The 14,756-nt window shown below is 30.7% G+C and carries 18 protein-coding genes; 8 read left to right on the top strand and 10 right to left on the bottom strand.

The annotated features are described in order from the left end of the window. Positions 1–19: 19 nt before the first annotated feature. The 4 genes from K354_RS0101095 to rpmB form a co-directional block, all read right to left on the bottom strand. Positions 20–247, bottom strand: coding sequence for an HP1242/YdcH family protein (locus tag K354_RS0101095; protein ID WP_024953669.1), 228 nt, complete (start codon positions 245–247; stop codon positions 20–22). Positions 248–378: 131 nt separating this feature from the next. Then, positions 379–1,593, bottom strand: a complete 1,215-nt coding sequence (argJ, locus tag K354_RS0101090; RefSeq protein WP_024953668.1) for a bifunctional glutamate N-acetyltransferase/amino-acid acetyltransferase ArgJ — start codon at positions 1,591–1,593, stop codon at positions 379–381. Then, the gene (locus K354_RS0101085; protein WP_024953667.1) at positions 1,586–2,716 is read right to left on the bottom strand and encodes a potassium channel family protein; all 1,131 of its coding nucleotides are present in this window, start codon (positions 2,714–2,716) and stop codon (positions 1,586–1,588) included. Before K354_RS0101085 ends, argJ begins: the two co-directional genes overlap by 8 nt. Positions 2,717–2,740: 24 nt before the next feature. Beyond that, positions 2,741–2,929 (bottom strand): 50S ribosomal protein L28, encoded by a 189-nt coding sequence (gene rpmB / locus K354_RS0101080; RefSeq protein WP_024953666.1) that lies wholly within the window; start codon positions 2,927–2,929, stop codon positions 2,741–2,743. Between the two features lie 160 nt (positions 2,930–3,089). Between rpmB and K354_RS0101075 the strand changes: the two genes are divergently transcribed. From K354_RS0101075 to K354_RS0101055, 5 genes are all read left to right on the top strand, one after another. After that, positions 3,090–3,890, top strand: a complete 801-nt coding sequence (locus K354_RS0101075; RefSeq protein ID WP_024953665.1) for an HDOD domain-containing protein — start codon at positions 3,090–3,092, stop codon at positions 3,888–3,890. 3 nt (positions 3,891–3,893) lie between these two features. After that, the gene (locus tag K354_RS0101070; protein ID WP_024953664.1) at positions 3,894–5,279 is read left to right on the top strand and encodes a chemotaxis protein CheX; all 1,386 of its coding nucleotides are present in this window, start codon (positions 3,894–3,896) and stop codon (positions 5,277–5,279) included. 78 nt (positions 5,280–5,357) lie between these two features. Beyond that, complete coding sequence (gene rpe, locus K354_RS0101065; RefSeq protein ID WP_024953663.1) at positions 5,358–5,996, top strand: ribulose-phosphate 3-epimerase; 639 nt, start codon at positions 5,358–5,360, stop codon at positions 5,994–5,996. Between the two features lies 1 nt (position 5,997). Then, positions 5,998–6,588, top strand: coding sequence for a phosphoribosylanthranilate isomerase (locus tag K354_RS0101060; RefSeq protein ID WP_024953662.1), 591 nt, complete (start codon positions 5,998–6,000; stop codon positions 6,586–6,588). Next, positions 6,585–7,373: a 3'-5' exonuclease gene (locus K354_RS0101055; protein WP_024953661.1), complete on the top strand. Its 789-nt coding sequence runs from the start codon at positions 6,585–6,587 to the stop codon at positions 7,371–7,373. Before K354_RS0101060 ends, K354_RS0101055 begins: the two co-directional genes overlap by 4 nt. Here K354_RS0101055 and K354_RS0101050 read toward each other — a convergent pair. The 6 genes from K354_RS0101050 to uvrB all read right to left on the bottom strand — a co-directional run bounded on the left by K354_RS0101050 (position 7,370) and on the right by uvrB (position 13,640). Next, positions 7,370–7,771: an SEL1-like repeat protein gene (locus K354_RS0101050; RefSeq protein ID WP_024953660.1), complete on the bottom strand. Its 402-nt coding sequence runs from the start codon at positions 7,769–7,771 to the stop codon at positions 7,370–7,372. The genes K354_RS0101055 and K354_RS0101050 overlap by 4 nt on opposite strands. A gap of 177 nt (positions 7,772–7,948) precedes the next feature. Continuing rightward, positions 7,949–8,368 carry an SEL1-like repeat protein gene (locus K354_RS0101045; RefSeq protein WP_024953659.1) on the bottom strand — a complete coding sequence of 140 codons (420 nt, stop codon included), beginning with the start codon at positions 8,366–8,368 and terminating at the stop codon, positions 7,949–7,951. Positions 8,369–8,399: 31 nt separating this feature from the next. After that, positions 8,400–8,936, bottom strand: a complete 537-nt coding sequence (locus K354_RS0101040; protein ID WP_024953658.1) for a gamma carbonic anhydrase family protein — start codon at positions 8,934–8,936, stop codon at positions 8,400–8,402. A 9-nt stretch (positions 8,937–8,945) separates the two neighbouring features. After that, the gene (locus tag K354_RS0101035; protein WP_024953657.1) at positions 8,946–11,036 is read right to left on the bottom strand and encodes an RNA degradosome polyphosphate kinase; all 2,091 of its coding nucleotides are present in this window, start codon (positions 11,034–11,036) and stop codon (positions 8,946–8,948) included. 50 nt (positions 11,037–11,086) lie between these two features. Next, on the bottom strand, positions 11,087–11,620 hold the full coding sequence (locus tag K354_RS0101030) for a putative metalloprotease CJM1_0395 family protein (RefSeq protein ID WP_024953656.1): 534 nt from the start codon (positions 11,618–11,620) through the stop codon (positions 11,087–11,089). A 43-nt stretch (positions 11,621–11,663) separates the two neighbouring features. Next, on the bottom strand, positions 11,664–13,640 hold the full coding sequence (gene uvrB, locus K354_RS0101025; protein WP_024953655.1) for an excinuclease ABC subunit UvrB: 1,977 nt from the start codon (positions 13,638–13,640) through the stop codon (positions 11,664–11,666). A 55-nt stretch (positions 13,641–13,695) separates the two neighbouring features. Between uvrB and K354_RS0101020 the strand changes: the two genes are divergently transcribed. From K354_RS0101020 to K354_RS0101010, 3 genes are all read left to right on the top strand, one after another. Continuing rightward, entirely contained in the window at positions 13,696–13,929 is a 234-nt protein-coding gene (locus tag K354_RS0101020; RefSeq protein WP_024953654.1) for a hypothetical protein, read from the top strand. Beyond that, complete coding sequence (locus tag K354_RS0101015) at positions 13,926–14,144, top strand: hypothetical protein (RefSeq protein WP_024953653.1); 219 nt, start codon at positions 13,926–13,928, stop codon at positions 14,142–14,144. Before K354_RS0101020 ends, K354_RS0101015 begins: the two co-directional genes overlap by 4 nt. A gap of 79 nt (positions 14,145–14,223) precedes the next feature. Continuing rightward, positions 14,224–14,754, top strand: coding sequence for a prepilin-type N-terminal cleavage/methylation domain-containing protein (locus tag K354_RS0101010; protein ID WP_024953652.1), 531 nt, complete (start codon positions 14,224–14,226; stop codon positions 14,752–14,754). The last annotated feature ends 2 nt before the right edge of the window (positions 14,755–14,756 follow it).

Here is a 14,756-nt window from a genome sequence, read left to right as displayed (position 1 = left end):
ATTCTAAACCCATAAGAATTTATAATTCTTGTTCTTGTTTATATGCCATAATCATAGCATATGCTTCGTCTTTGAGTTTTAGTTTTTCTTTTTTTAGGGATTCAAGTTCTAGTTGTTCCATATGCTCACGACCACTTTCAATATTATTTATTTGTTCGTCTAAAGCATTATGCCTTTCAAAAATCTTTGCAAAATGTGAGTTATTTACTTTGATATCTGAAATTATCTCTCTATACTCATGTAACATTATTTCCCCTTTATGATTAATGTTTTTTCAAAGATAGAAAATCTTTGAAAACTATTTAACTGAAGTCTCAATTAGATTGAGAACTTATACAGTTAAATTATAACAAAAAAGTAGTAAACCAAAGGTAAATATTATGATCGATAATCTGCGTTTATTTTGACATATTCGTAACTAAGATCACAACCATAAGAAGTAAATGAAGATGTTCCAGCATTAAGGTCACAAGTAATTTTATAAGAGTCTTGTTGCATAATTTTACATGCTTTTTTTTCAGTTTCTGCGTCTAAACTAGGATTGTCTTTAGAGTAAACAATAATATTTTCATAAGAGATGACTAAATCTTCTTCTTTACATGTAACTCTACTAGCTCCTATTGTTGAAGCAATTCTTCCCCAGTTTGGATCTTCACCAAATAGTGCTGTTTTTACAAGTAAGGAGTTACTAAGAGCCATAGATGCTTTTTTTGCTTCTTCTTTGTTTAATGCACCTTTTACTTCAAAAGCGACTACTTTATTTGAACCTTCACCATCTCGAAGAATTTCTTGGCTTAAATGTTTAGTAAGTTGGTTGAGTGCTTCACTAAATGCTGTTTTATCATAAGCTTTTGATTTTTTTGAAGAAAGTAACATGACTGTATCATTTGTTGATGTATCTCCATCAACACTAATTGTATTAAAAGATTGCTCAGCTGCTTGTTTTAAAAGCTCATCCATATCATTTTTAGGGATATTTGCATCAGTTAAGATAAAACAGAGCATAGTTGCCATAGCAGGATTTATCATACCCGCACCCTTGCAAATAGCTGCTATATGAAATGACTTTCCATCTTCTAATTCTACTTTAAAACATAACTCTTTTTTAAATTGATCTGTTGTCATAATAGCACGAGCAGTTGCATCTGAATTTTTTGAATTAAAATCAAATTTATCAAAGGCTGATGTTATTTTTTCTCTACTTAGTCTATATCCTATAACTCCTGTTGAACTCATAATAGGGTTTTGTACTGTTGGTAGTTTTGTTTTTAAAGTTTCAAAGATTGATTTAATATCTTCAACACCTTTTTCTCCTGTCATAGCATTTGCATTTTTGGAGTTCATAAGGATAAAGTTTGTCTTGAAATTTTTTGGATGTTCCAAAAAGTGTTTTATTGGAGCAGCTGTAAATTTGTTTTTAGTAAAAATAGCAGAGACTTCACACAGTTCATCACTTCTAATAAAAGCAACATCTCCATCAATATTACTTGAGCCTGAATTTGCTGGGTTTGTTTTCATACCTACATTAACGCCGTTGCAAAAAAATCCTTCAACGTTATCTAATCCATTTTTTATTGGGAATATATTAAACATATTTTAACTCTTCTGGTTTTTGTTTTTTTCTAATTATTCTTTTTGTCGCACGAATGCTCTCACCTGTTCCAATGACTAAAAGTTTACAACCTGTACCAATAAGCACATCACCTTTAGGCATAGGTATAAAAGTATCTTTAGCATCTCTAATACCTACAATACTTACATTGGTTATGTCTCTTAAATGAGCTTCTTTAAGCTTTTTAAATCTCATCCATGAGTGATCAGGTACTTTTATCTCTTCCATATCAATTGGAGCATCTTGCCTGTAAAGAAGTTTTTCAAGCATATTTTCCATATCTGGTCTAAGACTCATAGCTCTTAATCTTTCTGCCATAAGTTTAGTTGCACTTATTACTCTATCCGCTCCTAGTTTTTTTAGTTTAACCATATCACTTTCATTTGATGCACTTGTAATAATATAGTAAGGTCTTTGAAGTCCAATTTCATTTTCATATAACCTAGTAGAAGCTATTTGAGCGATATTATCAGCCGTATTTTCACTAAGGGTTATGAGCCCTTTTGCACTTGAAAGATAAGATTTTAAAAGAGCAGCTTCTGTATGAGGATCTTCTTGTACAAAATAAGGATATTTGTGTTCAATTGCCAATTCTGCCAAATCATCTCTTGGGTCAATAACAACAAACGGAATATGATTTTCACGAAATTGTTTAGAAAGTTCGATAGTAATTTCACTGTGGTGGCAAATTACGAAATGATTTTTTAGCCTAGCGATTTTGTATAACATACTTCGCTCCTTGATAATTTTTACAAGTTGACCTTTGTTTAAAACTTCAACTAATATACCTATGGAAAATGAAAATGCTCCAAAACCTAAGATAATAAGAGTAATAGTAAAAAGTCTTCCTGCTGGGGATATAGGTGAGATTTCTCCAAAACCTACTGTAGTAAATGTAATACCTGATTGGTAAACGGCATCTAATAAAGTAAATCCATCAATGAGAACATAACCGAGTGTTCCCACCATAATCATAAAAACTACGAGAATAAGTGGGAGACGAAATGGTTTTAACTGTTGATACAGTTCAGTATTTAAGTCTATATGAGGGGCTGATCTACTTGACCAGTTAAGAAGTTTCTTTAACTTTTGAGTAAGTGTCACTTAATCCCCTTATTGGATTTGTGATTAAGCGTTCTTCTTCATTGTTCTAAGTGTTGAAGCCGCAACTTTAATTTTTCTTGTTGTTCCATCTTCTAAAGTAACTCTTACAGTTCTTAGGTTTGGAAGGAATCTTCTTTTTGTTTTGTTATTAGCGTGGCTCACGTTATTTCCGCTCATTGGGCCTTTGCCAGTAATTGCACATCTTCTTGCCATGGTTAGTTCCTTGAAATTTTGTTGGAATTTTACACAAAATAAGCAAAATATATGCTTAAACTGTGAATATGTAATCGAGTATAATAGCATAACATTTATAAATGTTTTATGAAAGTAAAGATACAATCATGGAGTAAATAAATCTATGCAAGGGGTAAATATGCTTTCAGATACGACTATTAGCGAATATATTGAATCGATTCCTCCAATACCTAAAATTGTCAAACATTGTGTTAAAGCTTTAGATGATGGTGATTTAGTTCATGCAGCAGATATAGCAAATGAGGATAGAGCCCTTATACACTATCTTCAAAGTATTATAAATAAACCAATATTTGGCTTTAGAGATGAAGTGAAAAATGCAAGACAAATTTTTGGAATATTAGGAATATTAAGAGCAAAGCAACTTATATATGGATATTATCTTCTTTTAATTTTACCAAAGAAATGGGAAGTCTTTGGTTTTAGTTCTAAAGAATTTCAAGATTTTCAAGCAAGATTGATTCATCATTGGGGAAAAATAATGAAGTTTTTGCAAAAAGAAGATGCAGAAATAATTCAAGCTATTAGTATTATTCCAGCATCTTTAATTGTATGTGAAATACTTTTTCGTGATATTAATAGTACAGTGAAACTTTTAAGAGAAAAAAAGCAGATGAGTTATGAGAAAATACTCATTAAAATGACTAATAGAACTTTTTTTGATATAGCATCTTTAATTGCTAAAAAATGGAGTTTTTCGGATAAAACTATTGAATTAATTAAAAAAATAGGAGATACACAGGAGGGAGATTTTGGAGAGAATGCTCTTGCAATTACTTATCTTAGATTACTGATTAGTTATGAAATGAGTCGCCCAATGATGATTAAGAGTGGATTGAGTGATCTTTTTGATTTTGAACCTATTTTTGATGATGAAATTGCAAATAATTTTTATGCTATTTTAGAACATGAAGATTAATATATGAAACCAGTTGTTAAACAAAAAGTTGCCTTTTTTTCACCAATGGGATTTTTAGATGGTGAAAATGCTATTGATATTATTAATCCTGCAGATATTGACTTTTTAATACAAACTAAACAAGAAGGAGCATTTATCTCATTAAAAAAAGTAGTTTTTTTTAATAAAAAAGGAATTACGCTTTTAATAGAATCTTTACAACGAGTCAGAGAAAAATGTGGAACAATTGTTGGTTTTTGCGATTATGATAGTAAAAAATACAAGATGATTTTAGATATGTTTCCTAAGAATGTGAATTTTTCGCTTTTTGATACTTCTGAAATTGTTATGCTTTTTGTAGGAGATAATTTAAAGAATCCAAAAGAGAAAAAAATAGTTGTTTTTAGTGAAAAAAATGAGCAAAAAAATCAATTAACAATAGAATTGTATGAAAGAGGTTTTACTCCAGTTATAGCAAAAGATATGAGTGATTTGCTAGTAAAAAAACAAGAAGCAGAATTTGTTATAGAAAATTCGTATCTTGGAAAATTGGATAAAACACCAACGGTATATATAAAAGATAATGTAATAATATATACTTTAAAAGGTTTTGTTGATTCAGATATAGCAAAGAGTTTTGATATGCAATATCAAATTAACTCTTTAAAAATAGGATTTAAACTTTTTTTATTTGATGCAGAAAAAGTTTCATCAATTAATGTACATGGTGTTAACTTTATATCAAAACTCTCAACAGCAGGGGCAGAATATGGAGCATCGATAGTTATTACAGGACTGAATAATAGAAAAATTACTCAAAAATTAAGAAATGATTTAGAAGATTCAGGTGTTCTTATATATCCTTCTTTAAAAAGCCTTTTTGATGATGAGGAACTTCTAAATGAAGCTAATAAAAATTCAAGTGTTGCTAAAAAAAGTTTAGGAATAACAAAAAATCTTATTGCTATTTTACCGGTTACAATACAAGAAGTTGTAAAGATTATTGAAGTACTTTCAGGTTATAATACAAAAAAAGAATACATTAAAGTTCAGCCTTTAGAAATATCCAATAAAGAGGATATGTTAACTGTTTCAATAGGTTTTTATGGAGATATTGGAGGAATTTTACTTTTACTTTTTGACAAAAATATTGTTAAAGAAGTTTGTAAAATACTTCTCGAAGAAGATAGTACAGAGGCTGATGTCATAGATGCATTAAGTGAATTTATATATATAATTGGTGAAAAAATTTCTCAGCAATTACTTAAAAAAAGCATTAAAATTGATTTAACAATGCCAAGAACTTTTGATAGTGTCAAAGATATTATTGCATCTCAGCATGATGTTCGTGGTGCACAAGTTAATTTAAATGTTGATGGAAAAAATTTGACACTATTTTTAACAAGATAGATAGAGTAACAATAATGTTATGTAATATATAAATTGAGCTTCATAAGTTCAAAAAGAAATAAAATGAAAAGGTAATAAATGCTAATAGCACCAAGTATACTTTCTGCTGATTTTGGAAAGTTGAATGAAGAGATAAAAAGTATATGTGAAGGTGGATGTGATTTTGTTCATGTAGATGTTATGGACGGTCATTTTGTTCCAAATCATACTATAGGACCAGTCGTTGTAAAGTCAGTAGCTGCTGCAGCTACAAAACCACTTGATATTCATTTGATGGTTGAAAATAACTCTTTTTTTGTTGATCTGTTTGCTCCTTTTAAACCAGAGTATATTTCATTTCATATAGAAGAAGAAAAACATCCTCATAGACTTATTCAAAAAATTAGAAGTTATGGTATAAAACCTGCTATTGTTTTAAATCCTCACACGCCTCCTGAAGCAATAGAATATCTTTTAGAAGATTTAGATATGGTACTTTTAATGAGCGTTAATCCTGGTTTTGGTGGCCAAAAGTTTATTACTTCAGTAATAGAAAAAGCAAGAAAATTAAAAGCGATGATAAATGCAAAAAATCTAAATACTCTTATTGAAGTTGATGGTGGAGTCAATGATAAAAATGTAAAAGACCTTGAGTATGCTGGTGTTGATATTGTAGTTGCTGGTAATTATGTTTTTTCAAACTCTTCATATAAAAATGCAATAAGTAGTTTAAAATAGAATGACAAGAGTTAAAATTTGTGGTATTACTAATTTAAAAGATGCACTGTGTGCAATCGAATATGGTGCAAATGCTCTAGGTTTTGTTTTTTATGAAAAATCTTCTAGATATATTGAACCTAAAAAAGCTTTAGAAATAGTCCAACAATTACCTCCTTTTATAGAAAGAGTAGGGCTTTTTGTTAATAAGACGGCTACAGAAATAAACACTATATGTAAAGATTCTCATATGAGTTTAGCTCAAATACATTTTGAAGCAGATGAAAGTTTATATACACAACTTGAGTTACCGTACCTGCAAGTAATACGAGCTACATGTAAAGAAGATATTCTCAAGTTAAATGATAAATACGTTATTGTAGATGCTTTTGTACAGAGTTATGGTGGAGAAGGAAAACGAGTAGATATAAGTTGGTTTGATGGAGTTGATTGTTCTAAAATTATTTTAGCTGGTGGACTTAATGCAGAAAATATTGAAGAGGTAAAAGGTTTGAATTTCTATGGTTTAGATGTTAGTAGTGGGGTTGAATTAACAAAAGGTAAAAAAGATTGTAAAAAAATAGAAGAGTTTTTAAAAAGAGCAAAAAATTGAGAAATTTTGATAAATTGATACAAAAAATGACAGAGAATCCACAACCTTTTTGTGAATGTAGAGCTAAATTTAAAAAAATTAAAGAGTTAGAAAATTATGATTTTGAGACAGTTAGTGAAAGTTTAGAAAATCTTCGATTATTGGGTGTACCATTTGTAGAATTAAACAATAATTTAATGGCTTTAGAAACCACTTTTACACCTATAGAAAAACAAAAATTTTGTATTGTTGATATTGAAACAAATGGAAGTAAGCCAAGCAGTGCTCAAATTATTGAAATTGGTGCTGCTATGATAGAAAATGGTAAAGTTATAGATAAGTTTGAAACTTTTGTAAAAGCAGATGAAATACCAGAAAATATAGTACATCTTACCAATATTACTTTAGATGATGTAAAAGATGCTCCATCTCTTAAAGATACTTTGGCTAAGTTTAGACTTTTTTTAAAAGATGCAGTTTTTGTAGCGCATAATGTAAATTTTGATTATAATTTTATATCTTATTCTATGGAAGAAGCTGGTTTTGGACCATTGTTAAATAGAAAAATATGTACTATAGATTTAGCGAAAAAAACTATAACTTCAGAAAAATATGGATTAGGATTTTTAATAAAAGAGTTAGATATTGAGATAACACAACATCATCGTGCATATTCAGATGCGTATGCAGCAAGTATCGTTTTTAAAAAAAGTCTTCAAAATCTTCCAAGTTCAATTATAACTACAGAAGATTTAGTAAAGTTTGCGAAACCTAATCCTAAAAAAAGAAAGAAAAAAGAAAATTAGTTGTTATTCATCCAAATATCTACAACTTTAAAGCAGTATTTTGTTTTATGTTTAAGACCACGTATTAAACCATTTTCAAGTATACCCCAGTTGTATATTCCTTTTTCCATATAAGCTTTGCTTGCATAACAACCAGCGATTATATTCCCTTGTTTGTGAGCAAACTCAAAATACTTAATAGATTTATCAATATCTTGTTCAACACCATTGCCATTTAGATACATTTTACCCAATAAGTGACTTGCATTATATACCTTATCTTTTTCTAAAGCTAGTTCAAAAAATACTTTTGCTTTATCGTAATCTGCTTTTCTATAGGCTCTCATTCCATCAGTAAAATTATTCGCTTGAAGTAATACGGAACTTACTACTAAAGTTAAAATTGTAAGTTTTATCAAAAAAACTCCCTATTTATTTAATTAAAAAAGGATTATACCATATATTTATTTTTATAATATATATCATTATCAGTTGATTTATAAACTAGAGTTACTTTCTCATAGATTGACTTTATAGCACAAAAAATTAATTTAACAATATATTTAGCTAAAAACTACAACTTTAGAAAAGAATACTTAGTTATAATGAAATTCTGCAGGAAAAGAGTAAGTCTTGTATTTTTCAAAAACTGTTTTACAATAAGGTACTTTTTTTCTAAGCCCAGCTACTAACCCTTCAGCCAACAAAGCAGAATGGATTCCTTCTTTCATATAAGCTTCACTTATGTAGCAACCAGCTGGAATATTCCCAGCATCAAAAGCTTCTGTTAATAGTTTAATTGCTTTAGTAGTATCAGCTTTTACACCTTGTCCATAAAGATACATTCTTCCTAGCATATAATGAGCATGTAGTACCCTGTCTTTTGTCTGTGCCAATTCAAAGAGATTTTTTGCTTGATCAAAATCACCTTTTTTATATGCTCGCATACCTTTAGTAAAATTATTTGCTTGAAGTAAAGTTGAAAGGACAATCAAAAATAAAATTATATATCTCAAGAATAAACTCCTATTATTGTAAAAAAATTGATTATAACATGTTTTTTAAATATCGATTTTTATATTCGACATAGTTTTTTGCTGATTGGTATAAAAAAGATATTTCATCTTGATTTAATTGTCTTATTACTTTTGCAGGGCTTCCCATGATAAGTGATCTTGGAGGGAACTCTTTATCTTTTGTCACAAGAGAATTAGCTCCTACAATAGATTCTTCTCCTATAACAGCACCATCAAGTATAGTTGCACTCATACCAATCAGACAAGCATTTTTTATTTCACAACCATGAAGCATTACTCTATGTCCAATAGTAACATCATCACCTATAATGGTTGGATTTCCATCACTTTTATCTTCTTTTGTAAAGTGTGTAACATGGAGCATACTTAAATCTTGAATATTAGAGCGTTTTCCAATCTTTATGTGGTGTATGTCTGCACGAACAACACAACCAAACCAGATAGAACTATCTTCATCAATACTTACATCGCCTATGATATCAGCACTTTGTGCAGTAAATACACTCTTATTTATTACAGGATAATTTTCTTCAAACTTCATTATCATAATAATATCCTAACTTTCTTTAAACAGTTTTCTCGCTAAATTTTCAGCTTTACTTGAGGTTGTATCTTTTTTCATTGTTTTATATATTTTATTTATATACTCTTCTAAGATAATATGGTTATTTATTACCTTCTCTTTTCCTCGTTCAGATTTTTTATATTCTCCATCATTTTGTAGTTCCCAACTTAAGGTATTGTCTGTAATTTGAAGTTGTAGCATCTCAAAAAGTTTTTCTTGAAGAGATTTTTCATATATTGGAGACATAAGCTCAAGTCTTCTCTCTAAGTTTCTTGGCATACAATCAGCACTTGAAATAAAAATATTTGGTTCATTATTTTTAAAATAAAATACGCGAGAATGTTCTAGGTATTTTCCTATAATAGATTTTACTTTTATATTTTCACTTAGATCCTCAATATTAGGACGTAGACAACATATTCCTCTTATAATCAGTTCGATTTTTGCACCTAATTTTGAAGCATTGTAGAGAGCTTTTATAACATCTGTATCAACCAAAGAGTTCATTTTTAAGATGATATAACCATCTTTTCCCGCTTTTCCTTCTGCATTGATAAGAGAGATAAGTTTTGGTTTTATTTGTGTAGGTGACATTTTTAAGCATTCTAGTTTTCTGTTTTTAGAAAAGCCTGAGAGGATATGAAAAAATGTTGTTGTGTCTTTTGCAAATTCTTCTTTACATGTAAGAAGGCTCACATCGGTATAAATTTTTGCAGTAGTTGCATTATAATTACCCGTTCCAAGATGCATATAGAATTTGAGTTTACCTGATTCTTGGCGAATCACTTGAGTTACCTTTGCATGTATCTTAAAGCCGGTAATCCCGTATATTACATGAGCGCCAGCTTGTTCTAGTGCTTTTGCCCAGTGTAAGTTGTTTTCTTCATCAAATCTCGCTTTAAGTTCAACCATAACAGTTACTTGTTTGCCATCACTTGCAGCATCTATGAGTGCTTGAATGATTTGTGAGTTTTTTTCTACTCTATAAAGAGTTGTTCTAATAGACACTACATTAGGGTCTTTTGATGCTTCTTTTAGTAGTTTGGTCACGGTATCAAAGCTCTCATAAGGGTGAAGGAGTAGGGCATCTTGTTTTGATATAATTTTAAATATAGACTCGTTTTTACTAAACGGAGGCAATATTTTTGGATTATGTGGTTGTAATGTAAGGTAAGAGAAATCTTTATTATTGATGATTTGCCAAAGTGCTCCAAGATTTAAAGGGATACTGTATTGGTATATATCTTTAGAAAAGATTTGCATATGAGAGTTTAAAAACTTCATCAAATCTTCATCAGGATTCTCTTCAATTTCTAATCGAACAAAAGCACCACGACGACGAAGTTTTAAGCCTTGTTCCATGATCATCATAAAATCATCAGCTTCTTCTTCCTCAATAACCATATCGGCATTTCTTGTGATTCTAAATGCCGCTGCAGCTATAAGTTTATAACCTGGAAAAATTTCTTCAGCATGTTTTTCAACAATACTTTCAATAGGAACATAAACATTATCAGATACTTGATAAAAACGAGGTAATACTCTTGGAATTCTAATCATCCCATATTTATAATTTCCAGAACCTTGTTCATCTTGTAACTTCACTGCTAAGGAAAATCCTAAGTTGTTTAAGTGTGGAAAAGGATGGGTTGCATTAACAGCGATTGGTACGGAGACTGGTAATATGTTTGAGAAAAAATAATCATCAGCAAGTTTTGTGTGCTCACGACTTAAGTCACTATAGTTGGTTACATGAAGGTTTTCTTCTTCAAGTTTTTGCATTATTGATTTGTAACTGCTTTGCAAAATATCTTTTTCTTTAGAAAGGTAAGAGCGTATTTCACGAAGCTGTTCCAATGGTGTTATTTCATCACTACCAGTTACTATAACTCCAGCTGTAAAAAGTTGTTTGAGGCCAGCTACTCTTATCATATAAAACTCATCTAAATTGGTTGCATAAATAGCTAAAAATTTTAAACGTTCTAGTAAAGGTAACTCTTTTTTCATAGATTCACTAAGGACTCTTGAGTTAAATCTTAACCACGATAATTCTCTATTGATATAATTTTTTGGGTCATTTATACTAGGCACTACGCATCCCTTTGCAATTTTTTATTGTATTCTATCAAAATTTAGGCATAAATAGAAAACTTTGATTCACTATTTTCATTATTGGCGTATTGTGAAACATTTTTGTTGGCTAATTCTTCTTTAAGTTGGAGTGAGAGCTCAAGTCTTGCTTGCATTTCTAACATGGTTGCAGTTGAAGCTACTTGATAGTCAGTACTACTAGGATCACTTGGGGCAAGTGCAGCAGTTTTTATTAATTGCATTTTTGGAATAGTCTCTTCAGGAGTGGCTTCAGTCGAGGTATCTATACTAACTTCTCCTCCAACTGCATACTGTTTTTTATCAGGACCTTCTTGATAAATAAAGTTTGCGCCACTTCTTATAACACCACCACCTGCAGCAATATGTGCTGCTTCATGTTTTCTTACTGCTTGGTCTGTTGCTTGAAGTCTGGCTATAAGAGATTTTTGGGAAGTTGTTAATTCTTCTTGTTTGTTAGTCTCTTTTGTTTCATCTGCTGTTTTTTGGACAACAGTTTGCTCATATGGATTTGAAACCCTAGTTAAAGACGAATTTAAAAAGCCACCTACTTTCATAACTAACTCCTATGGTCTTATTATAACATAAGATGGCTTTAAATTAAAGTTTCCTGAGCTTTGCTATATCATCTCGTAATTTTGCTGCTTTTTCAAACTCTAGTGACTTTGCAGCTTCGTGCATTGCTTTTGTCATCTCTTTTAATATTTTTTTCTTTTCACTTGGTGGGATTTTATCTTTTTTATCCATTTTGTTTATAAGCTCACCCATATCTTCTACTTTAAGATTTTTGTCCAATTCTCTCAGAGTAGATTGTGGAGTGATGTTGTGTTTTTTGTTAAATTCTTCTTGTACTTTTCTTCTTTTTTCTGTTGTCTCAATTGCATACTTCATAGAATCTGTTATGCGTTTTGCAAACATAATAACTCGACCATTGAGATTTCTAGCAGCTCTTCCCATTGTCTGAATTAGACTAGTTTTACTTCTTAAAAAACCTTCTTTGTCTGCATCTAAAATAGCTACGAGTGAGACTTCAGGCAGATCAAGTCCTTCTCTTAAAAGGTTGATTCCTATTAACACATCAAATTCACCTAGTCTTAAACTTCTTATGATTTGATTTCTCTCAATCGCATCAGTATCTGAGTGCATGTACTTTACTTTTAATCCAAGTTCACTGTAGTATCGACTGAGCTCTTCACTCATTTTTTTAGTTAGCGTTGTGACTAAAACTCTCTCGTTTTTTGCTATAGTTTTTTTAATCTCATCAAAGAGTGTTTCTACTTGAAATTCACTATCAAGAATTTCTACTTTTGGATCAAGTAAGCCAGTTGGTCTTATGATTTGCTCGGCTGTATTGCTTCCTGAGAGTTCAAGCTCAATGGGACTTGGGGTTGCTGAGACAAAAAGATAGTTTGGAGCTTTGTTTATAAATTCATCAAACATCAAAGGACGATTATCTAAGGCACTAGGAAGCCTAAATCCATACTCTACTAAAACTTCTTTTCTGCTTCTATCTCCTGCAAACATACCTCGAAACTGAGGCAAGCTTACATGTGATTCATCTACTATGACAAGATACTCTTTACCAATAGTTTCAAAATAATCAAACATAGAATAAGGGGTTTCTCCCTCTTTTTTTCCTGTTAGATATCTTGAGTAATTCTCAACTCCTTTACAAGCTCCCGTTGCTTGAAGCATTTCTAAATCAAACTCTACTCTACTTTTTAAGCGTTGATATTCTACGAGTTTGTCTTCACTTTGAAAAAAGTTTAATCTCGTAGCAAGCTCTTCTTCTATAAATTTTGTAGCTTTTGAAAGGCGGTTTTGTCCAACTATAAACTGATTTGTTGCATAAATGACTATTTTTTTCAAATCTTTTATTTTTTGGTTACTTAATACTTCAAAATAGTATATAGATTCTACTTCATCACCAAAAAACTCTACACGTACAGCTTCTTCTTCGTTATATGCTGGGTGGATATCTATAACATCTCCACTTACTCTAAAACAACCTCTATCAAAAAAGTTGTCGTTTCTTTTGTATCCCATGTCAACAAGTTGTAAAAGGAGGGTTTTTTGGTTTATCTCTTGTCCTACTTCTATGGCTTGTACCATACTTTTATATTCGCTAGGATCTCCTAAACCGTAGTTTGCAGAGACCGATGCTACACAAATAACATCATCAAAACTTAAAAGTGAAGTAGTTGCAGAAAGTCTAAGTCTTTCAAGTTCATCATTTATAGAACTATCTTTTTCTATAAACAGATCACTTCTAGGGATATAGGCTTCAGGTTGGTAATAATCATAATAACTTATGAAGTACTCAACATGATTTTTAGGAAAAAATCCTTTAAACTCACTATAGAGTTGTGCAGCCAATGTTTTGTTATGAGTCATGATAAGCGTTGGCATTTGAAGCTTTTGAATAATCTGAGCCATAGTAAAGGTTTTACCACTTCCTGTGACACCTATTAAAGTTTGGTATTGATTGCCATTTTTTATGGATGCATAGATTTTATCTATGGCTTGTGGTTGGTCTCCTGCGGGAGAAAATTTACTATTTAGTTCAAATTTTGCCATATCTTTACTTTTTTTTGTTACAATTATAGCAAAGTTATGAAAATGAGGAAAAATAATGTTTAATGAAGAGGTAAACGTCAATAAATTATCAGAAAAAGTAAATGACTTATTGGTTAGATTTGAAGATATAAAAGTACAAAATGAAACACTTAGACAAGAAGTTATTACACTAAAAGCACAAAATCAAGCAAAAAGTTCTCAAATAGAAAAACTTGAAGAAGATTTGATGAACAAAGATATAGAATCAGATGAAATACTTGGAAAAATCGAGGAAGTTCTGAGAAGATGAGTAAGATAACTGTCTCTATAGGTTCAAAAGACTTTGATATAACACTAGATGAAGAGTTTTCTAAGTTTTTTGAAGAAGATTTTAAAGAGACTTTTGGACATAAAAACAACATAGAGACAAAAGAACTTTTATGGGCGTATGTTCAAAAAAGTTATGATGAATACCTCAATAAAAAAGAGTACAAAAAAATAGCAGATAAAATAGACGAAGTTTAAGCAAATCTTTACATGTAAAAGAATAAAATTATGTAAAGGTTGATAAGTGTATCAATCAAAATTAAAAAAGGAGTAAACCATGAAAAAAGGTTTTACTATGATCGAATTAATTTTCGTAATCGTTATTTTAGGTATTTTAGCAGCAGTTGCTATTCCAAGACTTGCAGCAACTAGAGATGATGCTAGATTAGCTGCTATAAAAACAGATATTGGTACATTTATGAATGCAATACCAGCATGGTATCAGGGACAAAGAGATGCAAGAATTGAACAAGCTGTGAGTATTGATCTTGCTCAATGGGCTAAACCAAATCCGGGGGTAGAATCTTATACTCTTTCAATAGATGGTGCACCTTGTGTTACTATTGCGGTTTGGGATATGAATGGTACTGCCGCACAGGATTCAGTTGCTACTATTGGTGCTGGTTTAGATATTAATACAAGTAATAATGGTGCTTGGGGTGGAGCCAATCCTAATTCAGCACCAGTATTTAGAGTTATTCAACCAGGAGGTATGAATGGTATATGTGCTACTTTATGGGATGTTAATAATGGTTTAGGCGTAACTGAAGCAAATATTTCAATGGCTGGACGAAGAGTTCAGTGGTAATC

This window comes from Sulfurospirillum arcachonense DSM 9755 (assembly GCF_000597725.1).
GTDB classification, from domain to species: Bacteria; Campylobacterota; Campylobacteria; order Campylobacterales; family Sulfurospirillaceae; genus Sulfurospirillum_A; species Sulfurospirillum_A arcachonense.
Note: the sequence above shows the minus strand (reverse complement) of the source record. Positions and strands in the feature narration are given on the sequence as shown.